The organism is Arthrobacter nitrophenolicus (genome assembly GCF_000332815.1).
Classification (GTDB): Bacteria; Actinomycetota; Actinomycetes; order Actinomycetales; family Micrococcaceae; genus Arthrobacter; species Arthrobacter nitrophenolicus.
The window spans coordinates 62,789-87,525 of the sequence record NZ_AOFD01000013.1; the positions used below are offsets into that span (position 1 = coordinate 62,789).

Below are 24,737 nucleotides of genomic sequence, written 5' to 3' on the forward strand. Positions count from 1 at the left end.
AGCCCCGTCACATTGGGCTGCCGCCGCCCCTCCTCCACAGGCACCTTCCGCGCCATCGTAAGATAAAGCCCGTGACTAGCGAACAGACAACGACTTTTGATCTCTCGGCATCCTTCAAGGCCTACGACGTCCGTGGCATTGTGGGCGAGTCCATCACCGCCGAAATCGTCGAAGCCGTGGGGGCCGCGTTCGTGGACGTCCTGCAGCTCGAAGGCCAGACCATCCTGGTGGGCGGGGATATGCGCCCCTCCTCCCCCGAATTCAGCAAGGCCTTCGCAGACGGTGCAGCAACCCGCGGCGCCAACGTCGAGCTGCTGGACCTGATTTCCACCGATGAGCTGTACTTCGCGTGCGGTTTCCTTGACCGTGCCGGCGCCACCTTCACCGCCAGCCACAACCCCGCCGGCTACAACGGCATCAAGATGTCCAAGGCCGGCGCCGTTCCCATCTCCTCCGAAACCGGCCTCAAGGACATCCAGACCCTCGCCGAGCAGCACCTCAACACCGGTTCCATCCCCGCCGCCGGCACCCGTGGCCAGATCAGTGTCCGCGACGTGCTCAAGGACTACGCCGAGTACCTCCGCAAGCTGGTGGACCTGTCCGGTTCCCGCCCCCTCAAGGTCGTTGTCGACGCCGGTAACGGCATGGCCGGCCTCACCACGCCTGCGGTCCTGGGCGACACCCTGCTTCCCAAGCTGCCGTTCGACATCATTCCGCTGTACTTCGAGCTGGATGGTTCCTTCCCCAACCACCCCGCCAACCCGCTGGAGCCGGAGAACCTCCGCGACCTGCAGGCCGCAGTGGTCGAGCACGGCGCGGACATCGGCCTGGCCTTCGACGGCGACGCCGACCGGTGCTTCGTGGTGGACGAGAAGGGCGAGCCGGTGTCGCCGTCGGCCATTACCGGCATGGTGGCCCGGCGGGAGATCGCCCGCGCGAAGGCGCAGGGCGAGGCCACACCAACGATCATCCACAACCTCCTCTGCTCCCGCGCCGTGGCCGAACTTGTGGAGCAGGACGGCGGCCGTGCCGTCCGCACGCGCGTGGGCCACTCCTTTATCAAGGCCGTCATGGCAGAGGAAGGCGCAGTGTTCGGCGGCGAGCACTCTGCCCACTTCTACTTCCGGGATTTCTGGAACGCGGACACCGGCATGCTGGCCGCCATGCACGTCCTGGCTGCCCTGGGCGAGCAGGACGGCCCGCTGTCCGAGCTTGCCCGCGAGTACGAGCCCTACGTCAGTTCGGGCGAGATCAACTCGGAAGTCGAAGACAAGCCCGCCGCCGTTGAACGCGTACGCGCCGCCTTCGCCGGCGAGGACCTCACCATCGACAACCTGGACGGCAGCACGTTCACCGCCAACGACGGCAGCTACTGGTTCAACCTGCGCCCCTCCAACACCGAACCGTTCCTCCGGCTCAACGCAGAGGCCACGGACCGCGGCACCATGGAACGCATCCGCGACCGCGTCCTGTCGATCGTCCGGGCCTAGGGCGCGATGGCTGACGGGACGCTGCCGGGAGCTGAAGGACAGGGCGCGTGGCGCGATTCTGTGCCGGACAGCACTGCAACCGACCTGGAGAATCTCCTGGGGACGGGCGTCAGCGCCGCCCAGGAGCAGCTGCAGCGCAACGGCGGCTTCCTGCCCTTCGCCCTCACGGTCCAGAACGACGGCGAGGTGCGGCTTGTTGCCGTCTCCCCCGCCGATGCGGCGGATGATCCGGATGCGGACTTCGACGCCGATGCGATGATCAGCGACCTGCACACCCTGCTGCGGCAGAACCGGGATGACTTCCGCGCGGCCGCCATCGTATGCGACATCATGCTGGTGGAGGAAGACTCGGACGCCATCCATGTGGCCGCCGAACACCGCGACGGTTCAGTCTTCGCCGCGGTTCTGCCCTACGCGGCCAACACAGCCACCCGGACGTGGGAATTCGGTGAACTGGGTGCCGATACCAACGAACCTGCAATCTGGGTGGACTAGACCGCGCCGGCCATGAAGATCAACGCTTTCGCCGACGTCAGCTGCGTGCACTGATGGTGCTCGCCGCCGTTCCCGGTGGCGAGCTCCTGACCACGCAGAACATCGCGGATTCGGTGGGGACGCCCTACAACCACGTCAGCAAGGCAATGGCAAAGCTGCGGAGCCTTGGGCTGATCGAAGTGGTGCGGGGCCGGACCGGCGGTTCACGGCTGAGCCATGCCGGCCGCACGGCAACGGTCGGCCAGATCCTGCGCGAGCTCGATACCCGCACGGACCCTGCCGAGTGCATGGCGACAACAGGCAACTGCCCGCTCATCAATGAGTGCAAGCTGCGGGCAGCCCTGGCGAGGGCCCGGGAGGCGTTCTACCGGGAGCTGGATTCCGTGGTGATCGCGGACCTGCCCGGGTCGCGGCAGATGGCCCCGGTTTTCGAGATGATCGGCCTCCGGCCCGGACTGTAAACGGGTTACCGGACAGCATTCCTGGCGTGCGCCCGCAACATCTGCGCACAATTTGATTTCATCTTCTACGAGCTGTAGAACTTGAGGTATGAAAACATGCATTTGAAATGCATGTATTCGCATCTGGCCGGACGAAGGCCCCGGCCGCTATCTCAGGAGTCCGCATGCTCTCGGAAAAGTCCCGCCCCGTCATCGAAGCCACCCTGCCGCTGGTCGGGTCACGGATCGGCGCGATCACGCCCAAGTTCTACTCCCGCCTTTTCGCCGCCCACCCCGAACTGCTGGACGGGCTGTTCAGCCGCTCCAACCAGCGTTCGGGCAACCAGCAGCAGGCCCTGGCGGGCAGCATCGCGGCGTTCGCCACCCACCTGGTGAACAACCCGGGCACGCTTCCGGAGGCGGTCCTGTCCCGGATCGCCCACAAGCACGCTTCCCTGGGCATCACGGAGCCGCAGTACCAGGTGGTCTACGAGCACCTGTTCGCTGCCATCGCCGAGGACCTCGCCGGGGTCATCACGCCCGAGATCGCCGAAGCCTGGACCGAGGTCTACTGGCTGATGGCGGACGCCCTGATCAAGCTCGAGAAGGGGCTGTACGCCAGCCAGGCGAACGACCGGATGTGGATGCCTTGGCGCGTGGCTGCGAAGACCCCGGCCGGCACCGGTGCCATGACCTTCACCCTGGAGCCTGCGGACGACACCCCGGTCACGCCGGCTCTTCCCGGCCAGTACATCAGCGTCAAGGTGGTCCTCCCGGAAGGCTCCGCCAGGTCCGCCAGTACTCCCTGTCGGCAGACGCCGGGACCAGCCGCACCTTCACCACCAAGCTTGACGACGGCGGGGAAGTTTCCCCGGTCCTGCACCGTGACGTGCAGGTGGGCGACATCCTGGAAATCTCCAACCCGTATGGCGAGATTACGCTCAAGGAGGGTGACGGTCCGGTTGTCCTCGCATCTGCCGGCATCGGCTGCACCCCCACTGCCTCCATCCTGCGTTCGCTGGCCGAGGCCGGAACCGACCGGCAGGTCCTGGTGCTGCATGCGGAAAGCACCCTGGACAGCTGGGCGCTGCGCGGCCAGATGACGGACGACGTCGAGCGCCTGGACAGTGCCGAACTGCAGCTGTGGCTGGAACAGCCCGAGGCGGGTGCCCGCGAGGGCTTTATGTCGCTGCGGGAGGTGGATCTCCCTGCCAATGCCTCGCTGTACCTGTGCGGTCCGCTGCCCTTCATGCAGAAGATCCGCAACGAGGCCATCGACGCCGGCGTCCCGGCCACCAGCATCCACTACGAAGTCTTCGGCCCGGACATCTGGCTGGCCAGCTAGGCCTGTTCATCGATTGCTCCGCAGCGGCCCTTGTGAAGGGTGAAAGGGGCGCCTGCGGAGCAATCGATACAGTAACGACGGCGGCCCCGCACCTTTACATTCAAAGGTGCGGGGCCGCCGTCGTTGGTACAACCGAATGCTAGTGCTTCGACATCCGCTCCTTGAGCGACTCGAGTTCAGCGCGCAGCGCCTCAGGGAGCGAATCACCGAACTTTGCGTACCATTCCTCGATGGAGGCCAGTTCGGCATCCCATTCCTCGCGGTCGACGCGGACTGCGTCCTCCACGTGGGCGTGGGTCAGGTCCAGGCCGGTGAGGTCCAGCGAGTCCCCGGTCGGGACGAACCCGATGGGGGTCTCGATGGCGTCAGCTTTGCCTTCGATGCGTTCAATGGCCCACTTCAGGACGCGGGCGTTGTCGCCGAAACCGGGCCAGGCGAAGCCGCCGTCGGCTGTGCGGCGGAACCAGTTGACCAGGAAGATGTGCGGCAGCCGCGCAGGGTTGGCTTTACCGGACACGCTGATCCAGTGCTTCAGGTAGTCACCTGCGTCGTATCCGATGAAGGGAAGCATGGCCATGGGGTCGCGGCGCAGCACGCCGACCTGCCCGGCAGCGGCGGCAGTTGTCTCTGACGAGAGCGTGGAGCCCATAAAGATGCCGTTGGTCCAGCTGCGCGCCTGGGTGACCAGGGGAACAGTGGTCTTGCGGCGGCCGCCGAAGAGGATGGCGGAGAGCTCCACACCCTCCGGGCTGTAGTACTCCTCGGCCAGCATGTCGATCTGCGAGATCGGGGTGCAGAACCGGGAGTTCGGGTGTGCGGCCGGCTTGTCGGAGTCAGGCGTCCAGGAGTTGCCCTGCCAGTCGGTCAGGTGCGCAGGCACCTCGTCGGTCATGCCCTCCCACCAGACACCGCCGTCGTCGGTCAATGCCACGTTGGTGAAGATGCTGTGGCCCTTGGCGATGGCACGCATGGCGTTCGGGTTGGTGCCCCAGCCGGTGCCGGGGGCCACGCCAAACAGGCCGGCCTCAGGGTTGGTGGCGCGCAGCTCACCCTCCTTGCCGATCCGCATCCAGGTGATGTCATCGCCGAGGGTCTCCACCTCCCAGCCTTCAATGGTGGGATCGAGCAGGGCAAGGTTGGTCTTGCCGCAGGCTGACGGGAAGGCCGCGGAGACGTAGTAGTTCTTCTTCTCCGGCGAGGTCAGCTTGAGGATGAGCATGTGCTCGGCCAGCCAGCCCTCGTCGCGCGCCATGACTGAGGCGATGCGCAGGGCGTAGCACTTCTTGCCCAGCAGCGCGTTTCCGCCGTAACCGGAGCCGAAGGACCAGATGGAGCGCTCCTCCGGGAAGTGGACAATCCACTTGTCGGGGTTGCAGGGCCAGGGCACATCTTCCTGGCCTGGCTCCAGCGGAGCGCCCAGGGAGTGCAGGGCCGGCACAAAGAATGCGTTCGTTGCCGTGATCTTGTCCAGTACGGCAGTACCGATGTTGGCCATGATGCGCATGGAGGCAACAACGTAGGCGCTGTCCGTGATCTCCACGCCAAACTTCGGGTCCTCGGCATCCAGGTGGCCCATCACGAACGGGATGACGTACATGGTGCGTCCGCGCATGGAACCGGCAAACAGGCCGCGCAGCTTTTCCTTCATCTCGGCCGGGGCCATCCAGTTGTTGGTGAAGCCGGCGTCGCGCTTGTTCTCGGAGCAGATAAAGGTCTGCTCCTCCACGCGGGCCACGTCAGCCGGGTCCGAGAAAGCGGCGAAGGAGTTGGGGAACAGCTCCTGGTTCAGCCGGGTCAGGGTTCCGGCTGCAACAAGCTCATCGGTGAGACGGGTGTTTTCCTCTTCGGATCCGTCAACCCAGTAGATGCGGTCCGGCTGCGTAAGCTCAGCAACCTCTTCGACCCATGCCAGCAGACCGGCATGTGTGGTGGGTGCTTTCTCAAGCAGCGGCTTCTGCGCCAGATCGCCCATTTCGGTTCCCTTCCTCGGGTTCATCGGTGTGGACTAAATGCTATGGTCCGGACCACCGGCGGTTTCGAGCGGGATGTCGGGCAAATGACCCTGGAAAAACCGGATTCCGCGAGAATTCAAGGAAAAGCAGCGCGAAAATCGAGGATTAAGTGACTAAGGTCACCTATACCGGTCTAGTCGTGCAGATTACACCGCTTTCGATTTGGCACGGCGGCCAACCTCGCGTAAAGTAATTCGAGGTTCAGGGAGAGCGGTTCTTCTCCAGGGACACGAGATGCGCCCATAGCTCAGCTGGATAGAGCGTCTGTCTACGGAACAGAAGGTCAGGGGTTCGAATCCCTTTGGGCGCACAGATGAGGTCCGCACCGGTTCGCCGGTGCGGACCTTTTGCGTTAACCAGCGCCTTACATTATCCAGCGCCCCGTCCGGCGAGCATCCATCCGGCCGGTACCCCACCTGCCGGCGCCCCGTCCTGTCACCGCCCGGGCGTAGGCTTTCCCCATGATGCCGGACGCTGTTGAGCGCGAATTTGACGTAGTGGTGATCGGCGCAGGCGCCGTAGGGGAAAACGTGGCGGACCGGGTGGTCCAGGGAGGATTGACGGCAGTCCTGGTGGAGGCAGAACTGGTAGGCGGCGAGTGCTCCTACTGGGCCTGCATGCCGTCCAAGGCACTGCTCCGGCCGGGCACTGCACTGCATGGCGCACAGACAACGCCGGGCGCAAAAGAGGCCGTCACGCGCACGCTGGACGCTGCAGCCGTGCTGAAGCGCCGGGATTACATGACCGCCAACTGGCAGGACGACGGCCAGGTGTCATGGGTCAAGGAGGCGGGCATCGAACTGGTCCGCGGCCACGCATGGCTGACGGCGGCCAAGTCCGTGGAGGTGGCCGGACTGGACGGAACCTCGCACCGGCTCCGGGCGCGGCAGGCGGTAGTCCTGGCAACCGGCTCCATGCCCAACACTCCCCCCATCGAGGGACTGCAGGACCTCCAGGTGTGGGGCACCCGCGAAGCGACGTCGGCGAAAGAGGTCCCGGAGCGGCTGGCTGTCCTTGGCGGCGGCGTGGCGGGCACCGAACTTGCCCAGGCATTCGCCCGCCTGGGATCCGATGTAACACTCGTGGCGCGCAGCGGCCTGCTGCGGAACTTTCCGGAGGAGGCCGCACGGCTTGTGGCCGCGGGGCTGCGCGCGGACGGCGTCGAACTCCGCCTCAACACGGCTACCGAGCGCATCAGCGAAAACGACGACGGCACGTTCGGCCTGGCGCTGTCCGACGGGTCCACCGTAACGGCCAACAAGGTCCTGGTCTCCACCGGACGGCACCCCGCACTGGAGGGGCTCGGCCTGGAAAGCCTTGGCTTCGAGCCGGACAAGGACGGCCACCTCGTCCTGGCTACCGACGCCACCGGCCTGGTAGTGGGAACGCCGGGAGACGAGCCGTGGCTGTATGCGGTGGGTGACGCCGCCGGCAACAACCTCTACACGCACCAGGGAAAGTACGAGGCCCGCGCCACGGGCGACGCCATCGCCGCCCGTGCAAAAGGGGAACTGAAAGGCGCGCCGGCCGAATGGAGCCGTTACGCCCAGACCGCCAACCGGCATGCAGTGCCGGGCGTGGTCTTTACCGACCCTGAACTGGCCTCCGTGGGGCGCACCCTGGAGAAGGCGAGGGAGGAAGGATATAACGCCTCCTCGGTGGAGCTTCCCATCCAGGTGGCCGGGTCCTCACTCCATTCCGAAAACTACGAGGGCTGGGCGCAACTGGTGGTGGACGAGGACCGCAAGGTCCTCCTCGGGGCCACGTTCGCCGGACCGGACGTAGCCGAACTGCTGCACGCCGCAACCATCGCCGTCGTGGGCGAAGTTCCGTTGGACCGCCTGTGGCATGCCGTGCCGTCCTATCCGACCATCAGCGAGGTGTGGTTGCGTCTCTTGGAGAAGTACGGCCTGTGACAAGATTTTTGAACTGACCGGTCAGTTTTGTTAAGCTGGAAGCAGCCGCATTCACCGTGAAAGGCGATTCTTGCTTTCAGCGCACCAGCTCCACGTCAAAGGCCGCCGCGATTCCCTGCTTCCACCCACTTCGCTCAGCGTCAGCCGGGGCGAACTGCTTCTCGCCGCCGGCAGGCGCCAGGACCACAGGACAGCCCTTGCCCTGGTCCTGAGCGGCAGGATGAAGCCCAGCAGCGGGATGCTCAGCTGGGACAGCCACCAGCGCATCCGCCAGCTTCGGCTTGCCAGCGCGTTGGTGGACTCCCCCGGCGTCAACGAACCCGAGCAGCACCTGAGCGTCCGCGACCTCGTGACGGAGGATCTGGCCCTGGTCCCGCGCCGTTACCGGGGAGCGCTGCTGAGCGGGCCCTGGCTCAAGGTCAACGGCTTTGAGGATATTGCCGGCCTCTGGACCGAGCAGCTGGAGCCGCGCCGCCGGCTTAGGCTCCTCGCCTCCCTGGCCCTTGCCAACCCCCGCACGGACCTGCTGGTAGTGGACTCACCGGATAGGCACAGCGTGGATGAAGGAGACTGGCTGCCGCAGCTCCGGCAATTGGCGTCCGACGCCGGGCGGCCGCTCGCCGTCGTAGCCACGGTCAGTGCCCTCCCGCAGTCATGGACCGGTCCAGCCGTGGAAATCGGCAACGCGAGGCGGCCCGCGAATCCGGGGGCCACGCACTGCCACGGGAAGCGGCGGATCTTGGGGACGATGCAGGGTCCCGGGAGGAAGCAGGGCCCCGGGAGGAAGCAGGGGCGCAAGGCGACGCGGACCGCCGCCCGGACCACCAGCACACCCACTTCGAAACAGAGGTTGCCAAGTGACCGTACTGCGGCTGGCCCGCTCCGAACTCAAGCGCATGACGGGCGGCCTGCTGCCCAAGCTGACCATCCTGGCGCTGACGATGGTTCCCCTGCTGTACGGCGCCGTTTATCTCTATGCCAACTGGGACCGTACGGGAACCTGGACCACCTGGATGCGGCGCTGGTTGTGGAGGACACCGGCGCCACCGCCAGCGACGGCACCCGGCTTGCCGCCGGGACCAAAGTGGCAGACAGCCTGGTGGAGGGCAACGTCTTCCACTGGGTTCCGGTGGCAAGCACCGAGGAAGCCGACCAGGGGGTCAGCGACGGTGAGTATGCGTTCGCCCTGAAGATCCCGAAAGACTTTTCCGCCAACCTCGTATCGCCGGGCAGCTTCGATTCGGCCAGCCAGGCGATGCTGAACGTCACCACGAACGACGCGAACAACTATCTCCTGAGCACCATCGTGGACAAGCTGACCACGTCCGTGCACAGCACCGTAGCCACGGAGGTGGGCGAGGAAACGGCCAACCAGCTGTTGACCGGCTTCGGTACCATCCATACGCGGATGGTGCAGGCCGCTGATGGCGCCGGCCGGCTGGCCGACGGCGTGGTGCAGCTTCGGGACGGTGCCACCGGGCTCCAGGAGGGAACGTCCAGCCTCAGCGCCGGCGCTGACGACCTTTACGCAGGCCAACTGAAGCTGCGGGACGGCGCCAACCAGCTGACCGACGGCGCCGGACAACTCAGCAGCGGCCTGTCCGTCCTCAAGGACAAGACCGCGTCCCTGCCCACCGACACACAGACCCTCGCCACGGGGGCTGCGCAGGTGGCAGCCGGCAACGCCCAGCTGAACGCGAAGTTCCAGGATGTGGCCGTCCAGCTGGAAACGGCGGACCAGGGACTCCGTACCCGTGTGATTGAATCGAACACCCGGCTGGTCAGCGCCGGCGTCCTGACCCAGGAACAGGCCGACAGTGTCCTGGCCGACTTCGACGCGACGGCGGCCTCCAGCCCGGTGGCGGCGGCGAAGGCCAAGGTCCAGACGGACGCCGCCCAGGTCCAGCAACTGGCTGACGGTGCCGAGTCCGTCAGCGTCGGTGCAGCTCAGCTCGCCGCCGGAACGCCGGCACTCAAGGACGCCGTCCAGCAGGCGTCCAGCGGCGCGGAGCAGCTGCACACCGGTGCCGCCACGCTGGCAACTGGAGGACAGGCAGCGCTGGACGGCACTGCAGGCCTTGCGGAAGGCGCACGGAAGCTGGATGCCGGCGCGGCGCAGCTTGCCTCGGGGGCTGCCACCGCTGCCGATGGCTCACGTTCGCTGGCGGACGAGCTGGGCAAGGGTGCGGGACAGGTGCCCAACCCGGATGACGCGCAGAAGAGCAACCTGTCGCGGGTGATGGCTGATCCTGTTGCAGTCAGCAACGTGTCACAGGCGAAGGCCGATTCCTACGGGGCGGGGCTTGCGCCGTTCTTCCTCACCCTGGCGCTGTGGATCGGCATCTTCATGCTGGTGCAGGTCATGCGGCCCATAACGCAGCGGGCCCTGGCTTCCAACGCGCCGTCCTGGAAAATCGCCGTCGGCGGCTGGCTGCCGTTCCTGGCGGTGTCCGCGGTCCAGGCCACCCTGCTCACCCTCGTGGTGAACCTCGCACTGGGGCTGAACCCGGTGCACCCGGTCCTCATGTGGCTCTTCATGCTGGCGGCGGCCACGGCATTCAGCGCCCTTATCCAGGGCATCGTGGCGCTGCTGGGTTCGCCGGGCAAACTGGTGGTGCTGATCCTGCTGGTGCTGCAACTGGTGTCCTCCGGGGGCACGTTCCCATGGCAGACCACTCCGGAGCCCCTCCACGTGGTGCACCAGGTCCTGCCGATGGGATACGTGGTCACCGGCATGCGGCACCTGATCTACGGTGCCGACCTGTCCATGATCGTCCCCACCGTCCTCGGGCTCCTGGGCTACACCCTGCTGGGCGCCGTCCTGTCCACGCTGGCCGTGCGCAGGAACAAGTACTGGACGTTGAAAGCCCTCAAACCGGAGATTGCAGCATGACCTCCGGCCCGCCGGCGGCAGCAAAGGGGCAGCGGCCAGGACGGACCACTGCTACCCGGCAGAAGCTCTTCGACGCGTCCATGGAGCTTATCGGCCAGCGCGGGGCCGCCAACGTCACCGTGGACGAGATCGCCCACGCCGCGGGAGTGTCAAAAGGCACCGTCTACTACAACTTCGGCAGCAAGTCCGAACTCATCGCGCAGCTGCTGCGGCACGGCGTGGACATCCTGAAGTCCCGGCTGCTCGAGGCCCGGACAGAGCCGGCCAAGGATCCGCTGCCGGCCATGGAAGCCATGATCGGCCAGGCCATGGACTTCATGGCCGAGTACCCGTCCTTCGCCCGGCTCTGGGTCAGCGAGAACTGGCGGACGCCCAGCGAATGGCAGGGCACCTTCGCAGTGCTCCGCGGCGAGCTGCTGGCTGTCATTGCCCAGGCCGTGGACGATGTGGCGAAGGCCTACCCGGTGGACGAGTCCGTGTCCCGGGGAAGCCTGGAGACGGCAATCTTCGGTGCCTGCTTTGTGGTGGGACTCGACCGGCAGACCTACAACCCGGAGCGCAGCCGTGACCAAAGCGTTGCGGCAATCATGGCCATCATGCGCGGCTACGTCCTGAAGCTGCCCGCTCCTCGGGAATGATGGTGCACATGCGCCACATGGGGAACAGCGGAAAGTTTGCGGTTGTCGCCGGCATCGTTGCCGCGTTGCTGCTCGTGCTCACGGGGATGACCCTCGCCGAGCCGGTATTCGTCGCGTTCCTTGGCGTGCTTGCCCTGGCGTATCTGTCCGCCATCGGCGAGGTCCTGGTGCGTGGCCGGCGGTTGGTGTTGCTCTGCGTCGGGGCCGGCACCAGCCTCACCGTCGGCTTTGCCCTGGCATTCCTGAGCACCTGGGAACTGGCCTTTGACGGCCAGTCCTCGTTCCTGGGCACGCCCCTGCCCACGGATGATCCGGACAACTATTTCGTCGGTGCGGCGGTGTCCTATGTGGCAACGTTCCTGGTCCTGTTCATCGGTGCCGCCTGGCCTGCGGGCAGGCGGATTGCGCCGGCCCGGCGGCCCCCGGCGAAGCGGCGGCCGGCACCTTCCCGGCCGGCGGCCCAAGGAGCCGCATCCAGAGGCGCCGGACCGAAAGCGGGTGCAGCAAAAGGCAGCGCAGCACGGGTCAGCGCAGCAAAGGGCAGCGCTGCAAAAAGCGGGACAGCACGAAGCGGGGCGGTTCAGCGCGTTTCCGGGCCGGGGACCACGTCGCGCGTACCCCCGGCAGCCAAGCGGCCGTCGTCGCCCGTTGCTCCCGCCCGCAGGCCTGCGGCCAAGCCCGGCCCCGGTTCCACCCCGCGGCGCTGACGCCGCCTGCCCAGGGTCAGCACCGCCGTCGCCACTCCGCCCAGGAGCAGGAGGCCGCCGGCGAGCTCGGTGGGCGTCGGCACCTCCCCCAGCACAAGCCAGGCGGCCGTCATCCCCACCACGGGGACCAGCAGCGTAAACGGGACAACGGCCGACGACGGGTGGCTGGCCAGGAGCCGGTTCCAGATGCCGTAGCCCACCAGTGAGGCAAAAACGGCGGTGTAGAGCGCGGTGAGGAGGGTGGGCGCCTGAAGGTTGGCGAGCGTGGCGAGGACCGCGTCCGGGCCGTCCACCAGCAGCGAGAGGGCGGTGAGGGGTACCGGAACCACGGCCCCGGACCAGACCACCAGGCCCAGCCCCGAGGCTGCTTTCGCTTTCCGGGCGATGACGTTTCCCGTCGCCCAGGACAGGGCAGCGGCGAGCACAATCAGGAACGGCAGCAGGGGCGCAACGGCACTCCGGCCCACGGCGACGACGGCGAGGCCTGCCACGCCCAGGACGACGCCGGCCAGCTGCCTCCGGTTCGGCCGCTCGCCGAGGAACGCGGCGGCGAGGAGGACGGTCAGCAGCACCTGTGCCTGCAGGACGAGTGACGCAAGGCCGGCCGGCATGCCCAGCGCCATGGACAGGTAGAGCAGGCCGAACTGGCCCGCACTCATAAAGAGCCCGACGCCGAGGACCGCCTTCCAGCCCACGTCCGGCTTCCTGATGAAGAAGATCCAGGGCAGGACCACCAGGACGAAGCGCATGGCCACGAACAGGAGCGGGGGCACATCACCGCCGCCCGGGTGCAGGCCGATGTCGATCGCCACAAAGTTCAGGCCCCACAGCACGGCAACCAGCACGGCAAGCAGGGAGTCCCGGAGATTCACGCTCCCTACTCTGCCAGAACCGCTATGCCAGAACCGCTCTGCCGGAACCCTGGCTAGTGGGCGCGGGGCACCTTGAACCTGGTGATCCTGGCGTCCTGCCCGTCCAGCTCCGCCCAGGGCTTTTCCGTCTCCAGCACGGTCAGGGCGCTGGTGGGGAAACGGGTGGCAGCGTCCATGTACGCGTCATGGTCGGAATCGCGGGAAGCCAGGTGCATCGCAAGGTCCTGCACGCCCGGCAGGTGGGAGATCAGCATGAGCGTTGTCACGGTGTCCGGCACGTGGTTTATGACTGAGAGCATGCGGAGGGCGGAAGCGGCATACAGGCCGTCCTCGAGCTTCGGCGTGGGTGCCTTGTCCCCCAGCTCAGAGCACACCCAGGTGCAGGTCTGGCGCGTGCGCAGTGCGCTGGAGCAGAGGATGAAGTCAGGATGATGTTGTGCTTGAGCAGCCAGCGCCCGGCCAGCGGCGCGTCCCGGTGCCCGCGCTCCTCCAGCGGTCGCTCATGGTCGGGCACACCGCCGGGCCAGTCAGCCTTGGCGTGGCGCATGATCACAAGGCGGCGAAGATGGTGCTCACTCATGCCCCAAGCCTAGCCAAACCCCCAGCCGCGGAGGCACATGCCGGCTGACCCCGTATGCCAAAGGCGGCACATCCCGAAAGCGCCGTTGTTGCGTGAGGTACGAGCGCAGGCGCAGAGGGATCGTGCCGCCGTTGGCGGACGTTGAAAGATCAGATCGAGTATTCCGGAGCGGCCCAGACCACGACCTCCGGGTGCTCGTAGAACCGGTAGCCCTGGCCGCGGACGGTGCGGACGGTGTTGGCGAGCCGGCCCAGCTTGGAGCGGAGGCGGCGGATGTGGACGTCGATGGTGCGCTCGTTGGGCACTTCCTCGGCGTTCCGCCACAGGCCTTCGAGCAGTTCGTCGCGGCCCACGGTGCGGGTGCCATTCTCCACCAGGTAGTTCAGGAGTTCGAACTCCTTGAACGTCAGGTTGAGCGATTCGCCGTCGAGGTGGACTTCGCGCCGGGCAAGGTCGATCAGGACACCGGACGGGCGCGGCTCCTGCGGCTGCTGCGGACGGGGCGTCTCGGTGCGCTGGCGGGAGTTTACGGTGGGGTCGCCAAAGGTGGACCGGACGACGTCGAGCGCGGAACCGGGGGTGCCGGCGGGGGCTACGGCAACCGCCGCGTAGCTTTCGGCGCCGGTTACCAGGGACTGGGCGTAGGCGCGGATTTCCTGCGCAAGCTTGGCGATGGAGGTGCCGGCCGCCGCGGCCGTTTCCTCGTCGATGCCCATGTACAGGACGAACCCGCGGGCAACATTGTCGTTGGCCACCGGGCGGACGGCATTGGGTCCTGCCACCACCGGCGTGGGTGCCGTGACAGGAGCAGACTCAGCCGCGGGAACGGCGCGGAGCTGCCCGTAGGAGTTGGGGTTGTAGCCCTGCGGCGCGTAGCCCTGGGCGGGAAAGCTGCTTCCGGAAGACGGCGAGACTGACGGGCGAGGGCCAAAGCCGGGGCGGAGGCCGGAGGGCTGGCCCGCCTTGGCGGCGTTACGGACAGAGATGTGGACGTATCCGGATGCAACTGACATGGATTGCTTACCTCAATGTGAATGGCCGCCATCGCGGCTCGAATGCTGGGTTTCCCCGCAATGCGAACTGGGGAGGGGCGCCCGACGCTGGGCTTGGGGGCGAATGCCTAAGAACTTCGAGGGGTGGAGAAGGTCAGGCGTGCATTCGACAACAGCGCATGTCGCAGCAGCTGATGTGCTGGGCCAATATTCTGCGGCTGCAGGTGCTGTTGAGTTCTTGTTCACATTGGAAGTGTGCAGCGTAACAATGGCAACTTGCAAGTAACAATGGACCAGATCGTCCGCATTGTGAGACGAAATGCTCTATTGTGGCGCAGATCACGATTCTGACGGAGGCCAAAGAATAACATTCGTTATCCGATTCTATGTCCCGTGCAGCGCTGTCCACAGAATTTCCTTCGCCCATCGGGGCTTCCTAGCCATTTTTATTCAACTGAGTGCGAAATGCCAAAATTGCCCCTTACTCCCCGGGCACGTGTCCAGCGGCGCGCGGAGCAAGGGAAGAAAATTTTCCCGACGGACCCACCTGAATCGGCCGGGAGACGCCTGGAATCACCTCCAATGCCTCAAGTTGGTTGAGCGTTGCTGCTCCATGCCGCCCGTTCCGGGGGCCGTCGCGGTATCCAGCTGGCTAGGCTGGGATTCACAGCCCGGTCACAGGAATCCCTTAGCCGGGCCATACCGAAGGATCGGAGAGTTGTTCCATGGCCACACCGCACTCCACCACGAACAACCTGCCCAAGCTCTCACACCCGGACGGCTCCCCTATCCGCGCCCTGGTGGTGGACGACGAGCCCAGCCTCTCTGAACTGATGAGCATGGGACTGCGCATGGCGGGCTGGTCCGTTGCTGTCGCCGCAGACGGCCCCGAGGCAGTGAAGCTCGCCAAGGACTTCCGCCCGGACGTCCTGGTGCTGGATGTCATGCTCCCCGGATTCGACGGCGTGGAGCTGCTGGGCAGGATCCGTGCATTCGCACCCGAGGTCCCGGCGCTCTTCCTCACCGCGAAGGACGCCATCCAGGACCGCATCGTAGGACTGGCAGCGGGCGGCGACGATTACGTCACCAAGCCTTTCAGCATGGAAGAGGTCCTGCTCCGGCTCCACCGGCTGGTACAGCGTTCCGGCGTGGCCGCCATGGACACCTCCGAACTGGTGGTGGGCGACCTGGTGCTCAACGTGGACACCCGGGAGGTGACACGGGCGGGCCAGGACGTCCAGCTCACCGCCACCCAGTTTGAACTCCTCCGCTATTTGATGGAGAACCCCAAGCGCGTCATCAGCAAAGCGCAGATCCTGGACCGGGTCTGGGACTACGACTTCGGCGGCCAGGCCAACATCGTGGAGCTCTACATCTCGTACCTCCGCAAGAAGATCGACGCCGCCCACCCGCCGATGATCCACACCGTGCGCGGTGCTGGCTACGTCATCAAGCCGGCGGAGTAGGAAGCCATGGCCACCCCTCAAGCTCCGGCAGCCCACCCCCGGAGCTTGTTCAAGCCCGCCACCTGGCACCTGCGCACCCGCCTTATCGCGTTGGCCATGGCGCTGCTGATCGCCATCTGCGGAGCCGTGGGCGTGGCCAGTTATGCCTCCATGGATGCCTTCCTCACCCGCCAGCTGGACGACCAGCTCAACCAGGCCGCGGACCGGGCCAACGATCCCGGCCGCCCTCCCATGGGCGGCTTCAACGGCAGGGATCCGCTGGATGCACGCGGGCAGAGCGTGGGGACCGTCAACGCAAGAATCGTCAGTGGCCAGGTGAACAGCGGCGGCTTTCTTGCCTCCGACACCACGCGGGCCCCACTGTCCACAGAGGATAAAGAGATCCTGCTGGAACTGCCCGCCGATGGCCGCCCCGTGGACCGGACATTATCCAATGGCGGATACCGCCTGGTTGCCGTGCAGACCAACTTTGGCGATGTCCTGGTGACCGGCCTGCCGCTCGCCGGCAAGGAAAGCACCCTCGCCTCCCTGGTCTGGACCTTCGTGTTCGTGTCCCTGGCGGGGCTGCTGATGATCGGGCTGGTGGGAACCGTCCTGATCCGGCGCACCATGAAGCCCCTGGAGCAGCTGTCCGAGGTTGCCACGCGGGTGTCGCAACTGCCCCTCGATGCCGGCGAGGTGGCGCTGGCAGTCCGCGTGCCGCCGTCGAACTCCAACCCCGGAACAGAAGTGGGCAGCGTGGGGCACGCGCTGAACCTCATGCTGGACAACGTGGCGAACGCGCTGCAGGCCCGGCAGAAGAGCGAGACCAAGGTGCGGCAGTTCGTTGCCGACGCCTCGCACGAGCTGCGGACGCCGCTGACGGCGATCCGCGGGTACACCGAGCTGATGCGGATGACCGAGGACTTCACACCGGACGGGCAGAAGTCGCTGGCCAGGGTGCAGAGCCAGTCCGAGCGGATGACGGCACTGGTGGAAGACCTGCTGCTGCTGGCACGGCTGGACGAGGGGCAGCCCCTGAAGCTCAGCGAGGTGGATCTCACGCAACTCGTGGTGGAGAGCGTGAGTGACGAAAAGGTCATGGCCCCTGCCCACACCTGGCGGCTGGAACTGCCCGACGAGCCGGTCCTGGTCAACGGGGACGCCGCTCAGTTGCGGCAGGTCCTGATGAACCTGCTGTCGAATGCACGCAAGCACACGCCGGCGGGAACCACGGTGGTCACCGGCGTCGGCACCACATCCGAGGGCGCTGCGGTGGTGACCGTAACGGACGACGGCGGCGGCATCCCCGAGGAGTTCGTGGACCACGTGTTTTCCCGGTTCGCCCGCGCAGACGCAGCGCGGAAGGGTGCAGGTGACCAGGCGGGGGCCTCGGCCGCTGAGGGAACCAGCGGACTCGGCTTGTCCATCGTGCAATCCATTGTCGAGGCGCATGGCGGCAAGGTCACGGTGACGTCACAGCCCGGGAGGACACAGTTCGCCATCCAATTGCCTCTGATGCGCTAGATTTCACAACTCGACGCGCCGATGCCGTGATGTCCGTTACCTAAATGTGACTTATGCGCCCATCTCCTGTACCGTCGATTAGGTACGGTTCCCGTTCGGGCCGTATATCCGGATGACGCCAAGCTCTGCCACTTCCCGGATTCCGCTTGATCGAAGGCAGAGGCGGGGGACCCACCGTCCCGGGCACTGATTGCCCTTGGGGTTAAGCCAGCACGTGATTTTTCCGTGCGGCCGGATGCCCTCATCCGAACCCGACAGCTAACTCCGCAGGTGTGAGAGGCGATTCATCATGTTTACATTCCCGGCTAAACCGCGCCCAAAAAAGGGCTCAGACAGCGATTCCCAGCGTCCGGAAGGCAAGAAGTTCACCCTCGGCAAGCGCGCCGCGGTCCTCGCAACGTCCGGTGCGCTGCTGGTAGGTATTGGCGCCGCCGGCCAGGCGACTAATGCTTTGATTCCGGCCGCAACCACCACCAGCACCTCGGCGGCGTCCTCCGATGCGCAGATGAGCATCGAAAAGAGCGAGATCCGGTCCAACCCTGCCGAGTCCCCCGCCCCCGCCGAAATCAACGTTGTTCCGCAGGCCGCCGAGCCCGCCCCGGCACCCGCACCGGAGCCCGCCCCCGCCGCAGAACCTGCTCCGGCACCCGAGCCCGCTCCTGCACCGGAGCCTGCTCCCGTCGTCGCGGTCAATGACCCGGCAGGCGCCCAGGCCTACGCGGCCGGCCAGCTCGGTTCCTACGGCTGGGCCCAGGACCAGATGCAGTGCCTGGTGACGCTGTGGACCAAGGAATCCGACTGGACCACCACGGCAACCAACCCCAGCAGCGGTGCCTACGGCATCGTCCAGTCCTTGCCCGCCGAGAAGATGGCAAGCGCCGGTGCGGACTACCTCACCAACTACCGCACGCAGATCAACTGGGGCCTGAACTACATCAAGGAGCGCTACCAGTCCCCCTGTGGCGCGCTGAACTTCCACTACGCCAACAACTGGTACTAAACCGCAGCAGAGGTACAGAACGGTGGTTGAGTCTGTCGAAACCCGACAGGCTCAACCACCGTTTGTGTTAAGAATCCCGTCCGGGGATGTACTGCACCGCCCACCTGTTGCCGTCCGGATCGGCGAAGTAGACGAAGTGGCCCCAATCCTGCAAGTCCACGTCGCTGACGTCCACGCCGTTCTCCTTGAGGTGGCGGTGCGCGGCATCGATGTCGTTGACCACCAGCTGGAGGTTGGAGCCGGTCCCCGGAGGGGCGTCCGTGAGTCCTTCCCCGATGCAGATGGAGCAGGCCGAGCCCGGCGGCGTCAGCTGGACGAAGCGGATGGACTCAGTGGGCCGCTGGTCGAAATCGGCATTGAAGCCCACCTTGTTGACGTAAAAATCCTTGGCGCGGTCCACGTCGGACACAGGGACAAACACGAGTTCAAGTTTCCAGTCCATGGGCACAGGCTACGGCTGCGCTCCTTGTCTTGGAAGGCTTGAACCTCAGCCGGCGATGCCGTAGAGGCGGTCTCCCGCATCCCCGAGGCCGGGAACAATGTAGGACTTGTCGTTCAGCTTTTCGTCAATGGAGGCCAGGACGATGGTGACATTGGCGTCCGAAAGCTCCTCTTCCAGCTTGGCGAGGCCCTCGGGTGCGGCCAGCAGGCAGATGCACGTGACGTCCGAGGCGCCGCGCTTGAACAGGAACTTGATGGCCTCGCGCAGGGTTCCGCCGGTGGCGAGCATCGGGTCCAGGACGAAGATCTGGCGGCCGGTGAGGTCCTCGGGAAGCCGCTCGGCGTAGGTGATGATGTCCAGGGTTTCCTCATCCCGGGCCATGCCAAGGAAGCCCACTTCGACGGTGGGGACCAGCTTGGTCATGCCCTCGAGCATGCCCAGGCCTGCGCGCAGGATGGGAACCACCAGCGGGGTGGGCTTGGTGAATGCGGTTCCCACGGTGGTGCTGACGGGCGTTTCAATGGTGACGGGTTCGGTGCGGACTTCGCGGGTTGCCTCGTAAGCGAGGAGGGTCACCAGCTCTTCGGTCAGCTGCCGGAACACCGGGGACGGGGTGTTTTTGTCCCTCAGGACGGTGAGCTTATGGGCGACGAGCGGGTGGTCCACAACGAGAGTTCGCATGCGTCAAAACTATCACCCGGCGTTGTCCTTCCCGTGCCCGCCGGGGCCGTCGTGATGCATGGCCTCGACCACCACATCCCGCACCACCGGATGCTCGAAATCGGGTGCCGGTCCCACATGCTCCCGCCGCCTGATCAGGTGGAACAGCCGGTGGGCCAGTATCACCATCAGCACCCACGCGAGGCCCAGCAGCCAGCCGGCCATCACGTCAGTGAGCCAGTGGTGCCCCAGGAATACCCGGCTCAACCCCATCGCGATGATGAAAATCACGCCCGTTGTGATGGCGGTGATGCGCACCCAGAGCTGGAAGAAATGCAGGCACAGGATGTAGAGCAGCACGCCGATCACCACGGTGGTGTTCAGGGTATGGCCGCTGGGGAAGGACGGCGTTGTTTCATACGGTGGCACGGCCTCCGTATGGTCCGGACGGGTCCGGCCCACCAGGCGTTTGCCGATGGTGGTGGCAGTCGTGGAGACCGCGGCCGCACCGCCAACCAGGATCAGGGGCCGCCAGGACCGGCTCAGGAACGTGAGCCAGGCGGTCAGGATGCTCGCGAGGATGGGCATCCCCACCCCGCCACCGATGTTGGTGAAGGCGGTGACGAAGGCGTCCGTTTCCGGATTCCGCAGTGACTGCGAATACTCGAGGGCGGGAATGTCGAGGCTTGCCAGGCCTTCCTCATCCACCACGTCCGAGTACACCTCGGCGCCCAGCAGTGCCATGGAGAGCACCAGGCTCCACCGATGATCAGGGTCAGCCACAGGGCGGCGTAGGGTTTGAACCATTTGTCCACACGGTCACGGACGGTGCTCATTGTGCCTCCCGGCGCTGGTCGTCACGGGCTCAGGGTATCCTTCGAAACTATCATTGAGCCATGGTCTCCGCTGGAAAACACGACACGTGGATGGGTCTTGCCCTTGCGGAAGCCCGCCGCGCCCTTGCGACAGAGGACGTGCCGATCGGCGCCGTGGTGCTCGGGCCCGACGGCGCCGTGCTGGGTTCCGGACGCAACCAGCGGGAGGAGCTTGGGGATCCGACGGCACACGCCGAGGTGGTAGCAATCCGCCAGGCAGCGGAGCAGCTGCGCGAGGTCGCCGCCCGCAGCGGCGGGAAGGCAGACGGCTGGCGGCTGTCCGACTGCACGCTTGTGGTCACCCTTGAACCGTGCGCCATGTGCGCCGGCGCAATCGTCCTCGCCCGGATTCCCCGGGTTGTCTTCGGTGCCTGGGATGAGAAAGCCGGCGCCGCGGGATCGGTGTTCGATGTCCTGCGCGAGCGCCGCCTCAACCACTGGGTAGAGGTCTACCCCGGGGTGCGGGAAGCCGAATGCGCGGAACTGCTCCGCGATTTCTTCGCCGGGCACCGGAGCCGCTTGTAGCAGGATGTTGTGGCGGTCCTAACCGGTTGCCCTCCCTGGCTCCACCGCGTCGAGGACGGTTCGTGCCGTCTGGTCCCACCCGGGCAGCCGGTCCCGGGCAGCCAGTGCCGCCGCCCGCCATTCGTCCTTCGCGGCCTGGTCCTGAAGCCAGCGGCGCAGGACGCCGGCAAGCCTCGCGGGGTTCTCCCGGTCTCCCGGCACAAGCGGTACGGCCGCGCCGGGAAGCCGGGCGCCGCCGCCGTCGTTCATCAACCCTGCCAGCCCCAGCGCTTCCTCGGCGCCTGTCCCCTGCCGCACCACCACCGGGATTCCCCGTGCCAGCGACTCCGTGACCACCATGCCGAAGGCCTCCACCCGGGACACCAGCAGGCTCAGGTCCGCGGCGTCCCACGCCCTTTCCAGGGCGTCGCCCAGGAGTTCGCCGGTGATCCGGAGCCGGTGGTCCAGCCCGTTGGAGGCGACGGCGGCCCGCACCTCCGCCGCGTACGCCGGGTCCGCCTGGTCAGATCCCACCATGGCTGCGCTCCATTCAAGATCCTTGAGCAAGGCGAGTGCTTCAACTGTCAGCAGCTGGTCCTTGTTGGGCAGGTGGGCCGCCACGACAATCACGTGGGGCGGCCGGGACCCGGACGCCACCGGTGCTGGATCGACGCCGGGGAGGGCTACGCGGATGCCGGCCAGCCCATGGCGCTCCCGCAGGATGGCCGCCGTGCTGGTGCTGGTGGAGATGATTCCGGAAGCTGCCCGCATGGCCCGCGCCTCCCGCTTCACCGGACCGGGATCCGCCGTAGCATCGACTGTCATGTGTGCCAGCACCCAGCTTGCCGCCCGGCCTTGGCCGCGTACTCCAATTCGTCCGGGACGCCGACGGCGACGAGTCCGTCCACGATGTCCACGGCAGGCTCTTGCTCCGCTTCCGGACCCCAGGCGCCGATAAGGCCACCGAACCGGCGCCGGTCCTTGGCTGAGGGTTCCGGCCACGCGCCGTCGACAGGCACCACCTCGACGTCGGCCCCGAGCTGCGTCATCCCGCGGACCAGCTTGGCGTTATAGGCATTGCCGCCTGAGTGGTGGTGGATGTTGCCGGGAACCAGCAGGCGGATGCGGCGCATGGGCCTAGGCGGACAGGTCCAGCGAGTAGGTGGCCCAGGCGTCCGGATTTTCGCGCAGGGTGACGTCGATCCCTTGCAGGTGCCGGCCGTCGTCGTGGTTTTCAATCTTTCCCGCGACTTCCTGGGCGATGTACTGCGCCAGCGCCTCGGTGGTGCTGAGCCTGCCCGCAAAGTCCGGGTGCTCGTCCAGGTTGCGGTAGTTGAGCCCTGCCAGCACCTCCTCGATGACGGTTCCGGCGGCGCCGATGTCCAGGACAATTTCGTCGTCGTTCAACGTGTGCCGGCGGAACGAAACCTCAGCGACGAAGGTGGCCCCGTGCAGGGCCTGGGCCGGGCCAAAAGCCTCGCGCGGCAGGCTGTGGGCGATCATGAAGTGGCGGCGTACGGTCAGGCTGAACATGCGTTACCTCTGGTCTGTGGGATGGCTGGGGGCTGTCTGCTGCGGTTCTGCGTTGTGTTGCGGGTACTCAATGACGTGGCACAGGGCGTCGATTTTGCCGTGGGCGAGGCCCTGCACCACCTCGGGCAGGTCCTGGAATGGCGACGACCCGGTGAGGAACGCATCGAACACCGGATCTTTCAGGAGGGACACCGCAAGCTCCAGGCGCTCCGCGTTGGTGCGGCGGTGGCGGCGGGCACGGGCCACGACGCCCACCTGGCTGGCCCTGATGGACAGGCGCCTCGCGTGGAAGTCTTCGCCGAGCGGCAGGGTAACTTCGCGGTTGGCGTACCAGGACATCTCGATGACGTCCCCTTCATCGCCGGCCAGCTGCAGGCTTCTCTCCAGGCCTTCCTGCGAGGCTGAACAGTGGAAGACGATGTCACAGTCGGCCAGCGCGTCATCCGGGTGGGCGAAGTCGACACCCAGTGCGTCCGCCAGGTTTTTCCGGCCTGGGTCCAGGTCCACCAGCTGGAGGCGGGACAGTGGGAAGGTGCGCAGGAGGGTGGCCACCATGCCGCCCACCAGCCCTGCGCCGACCACCGCCACCCGGTCCCCCAGCCGCGGTCCGGCCTCCCACAGCGCGTTGACAGCAGTCTCCACGGTTCCAGTAAGGACTGCGCGCCGGGTGGGCACGTCATCCGGGATCCGGGTCAGCTCGGAGACCGGCACCACGTAGCGGTCCTGGTGGGGGTTGAGGCAGAAGACCCGCTGGCCTTTCCATTCCTCCGGGCCCTCCTCCACCACGCCCACCGACAGGTAGCCGTACTTCACCGGCCCCGGGAACTGCCCCTCCTGGTGGGGTGCCCGCATCTGCTGGGCCACCCTTGGCGGGACAGCGCCGCTGTGGACCACCATTTCCGTGCCTTTGCTGATACCGGAATAGAGGGCACACACCAGGGCTTCGCCGGGGCCGGGAGCCCGGAGCTCCTCCGGCAGGAGCTCCCCGTGTTCCCGGGCCGTGGTCCAGTAGGCGGTGGCGTGGATGGGGTTATTCGCATTAGTCATCGTGCTGATGAATCTAGCCGGACAGGAGCGGGCGGGGAAAGTCCGACGGCGGTTCGTGGCGTTGTGCGCCGGTTGGCGGCGGTTCGTGGCGTTGTGCGCCGGTTGGCGGCGGTTCGTGGCGGTGTGCATCTGCCCAGCACGACGTGGTACGGCCGGCGGGTGCACGTGCTCAGTTGTTGTCAGCCTGACAGATATGCGACAACGGCATCCTCAAGGAGGCTTCGTTTCATCGGGAGGACTCCCGGTGGCAAAATTCCGGGCGGCAGGATTCCCTCGGGCAGACACGGTGGTTCCCGGTCGGGTTGCTCGGCGGGATATGTGCGGCCGGTGGGTGATTTCCAGCCGGGTGGTTCGGATCTCGTTGCTTCTGTGGGTGTCCAGCCGCTGTTGTGTTTGAGCCGGTGGTGCTTCGGGCAGAGTTGTGCCAGGTTGCTGATGCCGGTGGTGCCGCCGTGTTGCCACGCCTGGAGGTGGTCGGCTTCGCTGTCCAGGGCGTTGTTGTTACAGCCAGGGAAGGTGCATTTGCCGTCCCGGACGGTCAGGGCTTGTCGCATGGCTTTGGTGAGCCGGTAGCTGGTGCGGCCGATTTCCAGCGGGGCGCCGTCGCGTGGATCGATAAGGACCCTGGTGAAGGAGTCGGCTCCGTCGGCGAGGAGTTTCCCGGCCATGGATGCGGGGATGGGGCCGTAGCCGTCGAGGATGGCCGGTTCGTCCGTTAGGCCGAGCAGGGCGAACACGGGGACTGTAACGATGACGTCCGCCCGCGGGGTCGGAATCTTCCCGACCTCCGGGTCGCCGAGAAACGCGCAGGTTGGGGAATCCCCAAGGCTGCTGTCTCCATGGTCGCCGGCGCTGCTCGCCTCCAGGGACGCTGCCAGGGCGTCGGGGATGCCAAGGTCCGCAGCGGGCTCGTCGGACCCGACAAGCCCGGCGAGCCCGAGGAACTCACCAGGGAACTGTTCCTCCGCGGCGCCTTGAACCTGATCGCCGGTGCCGGGGTGGCCGCTGCCGCCGGCTGCAGCGTTGTTGGTGCCGGGTTGGCTGCCGCGTTGTCTACCGGCGCCTTCCGTGTCCCAACCTCCTGCGGGGGTGGCCATGCTCGGCCCGGTGCCGGTGCCGGTGCCGGCGTCTGTCGTGGTCGTTCCGGCTGGGGCGAGGAGGCGGCGGGCGACTTCGTCGGCCCTGATTTGGGAAAGAGTGCGGGTTTCGTTGGGGCCCTGGAGGCCGCGGGCGATGGCTGTAGTTTTGTTCCAGGCCGCCAACGCGCAGTCTGCCCGCATATAGATCGCGAACCAGGCCATGCCGTCGCGGTCGGGGGTGAAGT

Annotated in this window: 19 protein-coding genes, 1 tRNA gene, 5 pseudogenes and 1 riboswitch; of the genes and pseudogenes, 13 read left to right on the top strand and 12 right to left on the bottom strand. The window is 66.4% G+C overall.

All coding sequences use genetic code 11. The features are described 5' to 3' along the window. Nucleotides 1–71: 71 nt before the first annotated feature. The 4 genes and pseudogenes from G205_RS06765 to G205_RS06780 all read left to right on the top strand — a co-directional run bounded on the left by G205_RS06765 (nucleotide 72) and on the right by G205_RS06780 (nucleotide 3,770). Nucleotides 72–1,490: a phosphomannomutase/phosphoglucomutase gene (locus G205_RS06765; RefSeq protein WP_009357318.1), complete on the top strand. Its 1,419-nt coding sequence runs from the start codon at nucleotides 72–74 to the stop codon at nucleotides 1,488–1,490. 6 nt (nucleotides 1,491–1,496) lie between these two features. Next, nucleotides 1,497–1,985: a hypothetical protein gene (locus G205_RS06770; protein ID WP_035752278.1), complete on the top strand. Its 489-nt coding sequence runs from the start codon at nucleotides 1,497–1,499 to the stop codon at nucleotides 1,983–1,985. Between the two features lie 12 nt (nucleotides 1,986–1,997). Next, nucleotides 1,998–2,446: pseudogene (locus G205_RS06775) on the top strand (RrF2 family transcriptional regulator). A gap of 164 nt (nucleotides 2,447–2,610) precedes the next feature. After that, nucleotides 2,611–3,770, top strand: a pseudogene (locus G205_RS06780) (globin domain-containing protein). 139 nt (nucleotides 3,771–3,909) lie between these two features. Here the strand turns inward: G205_RS06780 and G205_RS06785 are convergent. Further along, nucleotides 3,910–5,742: a phosphoenolpyruvate carboxykinase (GTP) gene (locus G205_RS06785; RefSeq protein WP_009357321.1), complete on the bottom strand. Its 1,833-nt coding sequence runs from the start codon at nucleotides 5,740–5,742 to the stop codon at nucleotides 3,910–3,912. A gap of 276 nt (nucleotides 5,743–6,018) precedes the next feature. Between G205_RS06785 and G205_RS06790 the strand changes: the two genes are divergently transcribed. The 5 genes and pseudogenes from G205_RS06790 (at nucleotide 6,019) to G205_RS06810 (ending at nucleotide 11,229) form a co-directional block, all read left to right on the top strand. Then, nucleotides 6,019–6,092, top strand: a tRNA-Arg gene (locus G205_RS06790). A gap of 151 nt (nucleotides 6,093–6,243) precedes the next feature. After that, nucleotides 6,244–7,698, top strand: coding sequence for a dihydrolipoyl dehydrogenase family protein (locus G205_RS06795; protein WP_009357322.1), 1,455 nt, complete (start codon nucleotides 6,244–6,246; stop codon nucleotides 7,696–7,698). A 70-nt stretch (nucleotides 7,699–7,768) separates the two neighbouring features. After that, nucleotides 7,769–8,410: pseudogene (locus G205_RS20975) on the top strand (ABC transporter ATP-binding protein); the annotation flags it as partial. A gap of 145 nt (nucleotides 8,411–8,555) precedes the next feature. Beyond that, nucleotides 8,556–10,591 (top strand): annotated as a pseudogene (locus G205_RS06805) (YhgE/Pip family protein). Then, nucleotides 10,588–11,229, top strand: a complete 642-nt coding sequence (locus G205_RS06810; RefSeq protein ID WP_009357324.1) for a TetR/AcrR family transcriptional regulator — start codon at nucleotides 10,588–10,590, stop codon at nucleotides 11,227–11,229. Before G205_RS06805 ends, G205_RS06810 begins: the two are co-directional and overlap by 4 nt. A 580-nt stretch (nucleotides 11,230–11,809) precedes the next feature. Here G205_RS06810 and G205_RS06815 read toward each other — a convergent pair. The 3 genes and pseudogenes from G205_RS06815 to G205_RS06825 all read right to left on the bottom strand — a co-directional run bounded on the left by G205_RS06815 (nucleotide 11,810) and on the right by G205_RS06825 (nucleotide 14,401). Further along, nucleotides 11,810–12,808: an EamA family transporter gene (locus G205_RS06815; protein ID WP_009357326.1), complete on the bottom strand. Its 999-nt coding sequence runs from the start codon at nucleotides 12,806–12,808 to the stop codon at nucleotides 11,810–11,812. A gap of 53 nt (nucleotides 12,809–12,861) precedes the next feature. Next, nucleotides 12,862–13,388, bottom strand: a pseudogene (locus G205_RS06820) (SixA phosphatase family protein). A 149-nt stretch (nucleotides 13,389–13,537) separates the two neighbouring features. Beyond that, the gene (locus tag G205_RS06825; RefSeq protein WP_009357329.1) at nucleotides 13,538–14,401 is read right to left on the bottom strand and encodes a winged helix-turn-helix domain-containing protein; all 864 of its coding nucleotides are present in this window, start codon (nucleotides 14,399–14,401) and stop codon (nucleotides 13,538–13,540) included. Nucleotides 14,402–15,105: 704 nt separating this feature from the next. On the opposite strand from G205_RS06825, the gene G205_RS06830 reads away from it, so the two are divergent. From G205_RS06830 to G205_RS21895, 3 genes are all read left to right on the top strand, one after another. Continuing rightward, nucleotides 15,106–15,846 carry a response regulator transcription factor gene (locus G205_RS06830; RefSeq protein WP_009357330.1) on the top strand — a complete coding sequence of 247 codons (741 nt, stop codon included), beginning with the start codon at nucleotides 15,106–15,108 and terminating at the stop codon, nucleotides 15,844–15,846. Nucleotides 15,847–15,852: 6 nt separating this feature from the next. Further along, the gene (locus G205_RS06835) at nucleotides 15,853–17,352 is read left to right on the top strand and encodes a sensor histidine kinase (protein WP_009357331.1); all 1,500 of its coding nucleotides are present in this window, start codon (nucleotides 15,853–15,855) and stop codon (nucleotides 17,350–17,352) included. Nucleotides 17,353–17,477: 125 nt separating this feature from the next. After that, a riboswitch (cyclic di-AMP (ydaO/yuaA leader) is annotated at nucleotides 17,478–17,636 on the top strand. A gap of 5 nt (nucleotides 17,637–17,641) precedes the next feature. Beyond that, nucleotides 17,642–18,352, top strand: coding sequence for an aggregation-promoting factor C-terminal-like domain-containing protein (locus tag G205_RS21895; protein ID WP_009357332.1), 711 nt, complete (start codon nucleotides 17,642–17,644; stop codon nucleotides 18,350–18,352). 67 nt (nucleotides 18,353–18,419) lie between these two features. On the opposite strand, the gene G205_RS06845 is transcribed toward G205_RS21895, so the two are convergent. From G205_RS06845 to G205_RS06855, 3 genes are read right to left on the bottom strand one after another with little or no spacing between them, the layout of a single operon-like run. Further along, the gene (locus tag G205_RS06845) at nucleotides 18,420–18,794 is read right to left on the bottom strand and encodes a glyoxalase superfamily protein (protein WP_009357333.1); all 375 of its coding nucleotides are present in this window, start codon (nucleotides 18,792–18,794) and stop codon (nucleotides 18,420–18,422) included. Between the two features lie 45 nt (nucleotides 18,795–18,839). Next, nucleotides 18,840–19,475, bottom strand: a complete 636-nt coding sequence (upp, locus tag G205_RS06850) for a uracil phosphoribosyltransferase (RefSeq protein ID WP_009357334.1) — start codon at nucleotides 19,473–19,475, stop codon at nucleotides 18,840–18,842. A 12-nt stretch (nucleotides 19,476–19,487) separates the two neighbouring features. Further along, nucleotides 19,488–20,237 (bottom strand): phosphatase PAP2 family protein, encoded by a 750-nt coding sequence (locus G205_RS06855; RefSeq protein WP_338058395.1) that lies wholly within the window; start codon nucleotides 20,235–20,237, stop codon nucleotides 19,488–19,490. 113 nt (nucleotides 20,238–20,350) lie between these two features. Here G205_RS06855 and tadA point away from each other — a divergent pair, with 113 nt between their 5' ends. After that, a complete protein-coding gene (tadA, locus tag G205_RS06860; RefSeq protein WP_009357336.1) occupies nucleotides 20,351–20,854 on the top strand; it encodes a tRNA adenosine(34) deaminase TadA in 504 nt (167 codons plus the stop codon). An 18-nt stretch (nucleotides 20,855–20,872) separates the two neighbouring features. Here tadA and G205_RS06865 read toward each other — a convergent pair whose 3' ends face one another. From G205_RS06865 to G205_RS22590, 5 genes are all read right to left on the bottom strand, one after another. After that, nucleotides 20,873–21,658, bottom strand: a complete 786-nt coding sequence (locus G205_RS06865) for a glycosyltransferase family 4 protein (protein ID WP_338058396.1) — start codon at nucleotides 21,656–21,658, stop codon at nucleotides 20,873–20,875. Further along, nucleotides 21,655–21,966, bottom strand: a complete 312-nt coding sequence (locus G205_RS23720) for a hypothetical protein (protein ID WP_338058397.1) — start codon at nucleotides 21,964–21,966, stop codon at nucleotides 21,655–21,657. Before G205_RS23720 ends, G205_RS06865 begins: the two co-directional genes overlap by 4 nt. Before the next feature lie 4 nt (nucleotides 21,967–21,970). Further along, the gene (locus G205_RS06870; RefSeq protein ID WP_009357337.1) at nucleotides 21,971–22,366 is read right to left on the bottom strand and encodes a 6-pyruvoyl trahydropterin synthase family protein; all 396 of its coding nucleotides are present in this window, start codon (nucleotides 22,364–22,366) and stop codon (nucleotides 21,971–21,973) included. Between the two features lie 3 nt (nucleotides 22,367–22,369). Then, nucleotides 22,370–23,413, bottom strand: a complete 1,044-nt coding sequence (locus G205_RS06875) for a zinc-dependent alcohol dehydrogenase (protein WP_009357338.1) — start codon at nucleotides 23,411–23,413, stop codon at nucleotides 22,370–22,372. A 179-nt stretch (nucleotides 23,414–23,592) separates the two neighbouring features. After that, the coding region (locus G205_RS22590) for an HNH endonuclease signature motif containing protein (protein WP_009357339.1) at nucleotides 23,593–24,737 on the bottom strand (1,145 nt) is incomplete at its 5' end.

What these genes read in the sequence shown, in the direction of transcription:
- G205_RS06770 (WP_035752278.1), top strand. Translation starts at nt 1,497, where the DNA reads ATGGCTGACGGGACGCTGCCGGGAGCTGAAGGACAGGGCGCGTGGCGC.
- G205_RS06785 (WP_009357321.1), bottom strand. Translation starts at nt 5,742, where the DNA reads ATGGGCGATCTGGCGCAGAAGCCGCTGCTTGAGAAAGCACCCACCACA.
- G205_RS06795 (WP_009357322.1), top strand. Translation starts at nt 6,244, where the DNA reads ATGATGCCGGACGCTGTTGAGCGCGAATTTGACGTAGTGGTGATCGGC.
- G205_RS06810 (WP_009357324.1), top strand. Translation starts at nt 10,588, where the DNA reads ATGACCTCCGGCCCGCCGGCGGCAGCAAAGGGGCAGCGGCCAGGACGG.
- G205_RS06825 (WP_009357329.1), bottom strand. Translation starts at nt 14,401, where the DNA reads ATGTCAGTTGCATCCGGATACGTCCACATCTCTGTCCGTAACGCCGCC.
- G205_RS06830 (WP_009357330.1), top strand. Translation starts at nt 15,106, where the DNA reads ATGGCCACACCGCACTCCACCACGAACAACCTGCCCAAGCTCTCACAC.
- G205_RS06835 (WP_009357331.1), top strand. Translation starts at nt 15,853, where the DNA reads ATGGCCACCCCTCAAGCTCCGGCAGCCCACCCCCGGAGCTTGTTCAAG.
- G205_RS21895 (WP_009357332.1), top strand. Translation starts at nt 17,642, where the DNA reads ATGTTTACATTCCCGGCTAAACCGCGCCCAAAAAAGGGCTCAGACAGC.
- G205_RS06845 (WP_009357333.1), bottom strand. Translation starts at nt 18,794, where the DNA reads ATGGACTGGAAACTTGAACTCGTGTTTGTCCCTGTGTCCGACGTGGAC.
- upp (WP_009357334.1), bottom strand. Translation starts at nt 19,475, where the DNA reads ATGCGAACTCTCGTTGTGGACCACCCGCTCGTCGCCCATAAGCTCACC.
- tadA (WP_009357336.1), top strand. Translation starts at nt 20,351, where the DNA reads ATGGTCTCCGCTGGAAAACACGACACGTGGATGGGTCTTGCCCTTGCG.
- G205_RS06865 (WP_338058396.1), bottom strand. Translation starts at nt 21,658, where the DNA reads ATGACAGTCGATGCTACGGCGGATCCCGGTCCGGTGAAGCGGGAGGCG.
- G205_RS23720 (WP_338058397.1), bottom strand. Translation starts at nt 21,966, where the DNA reads ATGCGCCGCATCCGCCTGCTGGTTCCCGGCAACATCCACCACCACTCA.
- G205_RS06870 (WP_009357337.1), bottom strand. Translation starts at nt 22,366, where the DNA reads ATGTTCAGCCTGACCGTACGCCGCCACTTCATGATCGCCCACAGCCTG.
- G205_RS06875 (WP_009357338.1), bottom strand. Translation starts at nt 23,413, where the DNA reads ATGACTAATGCGAATAACCCCATCCACGCCACCGCCTACTGGACCACG.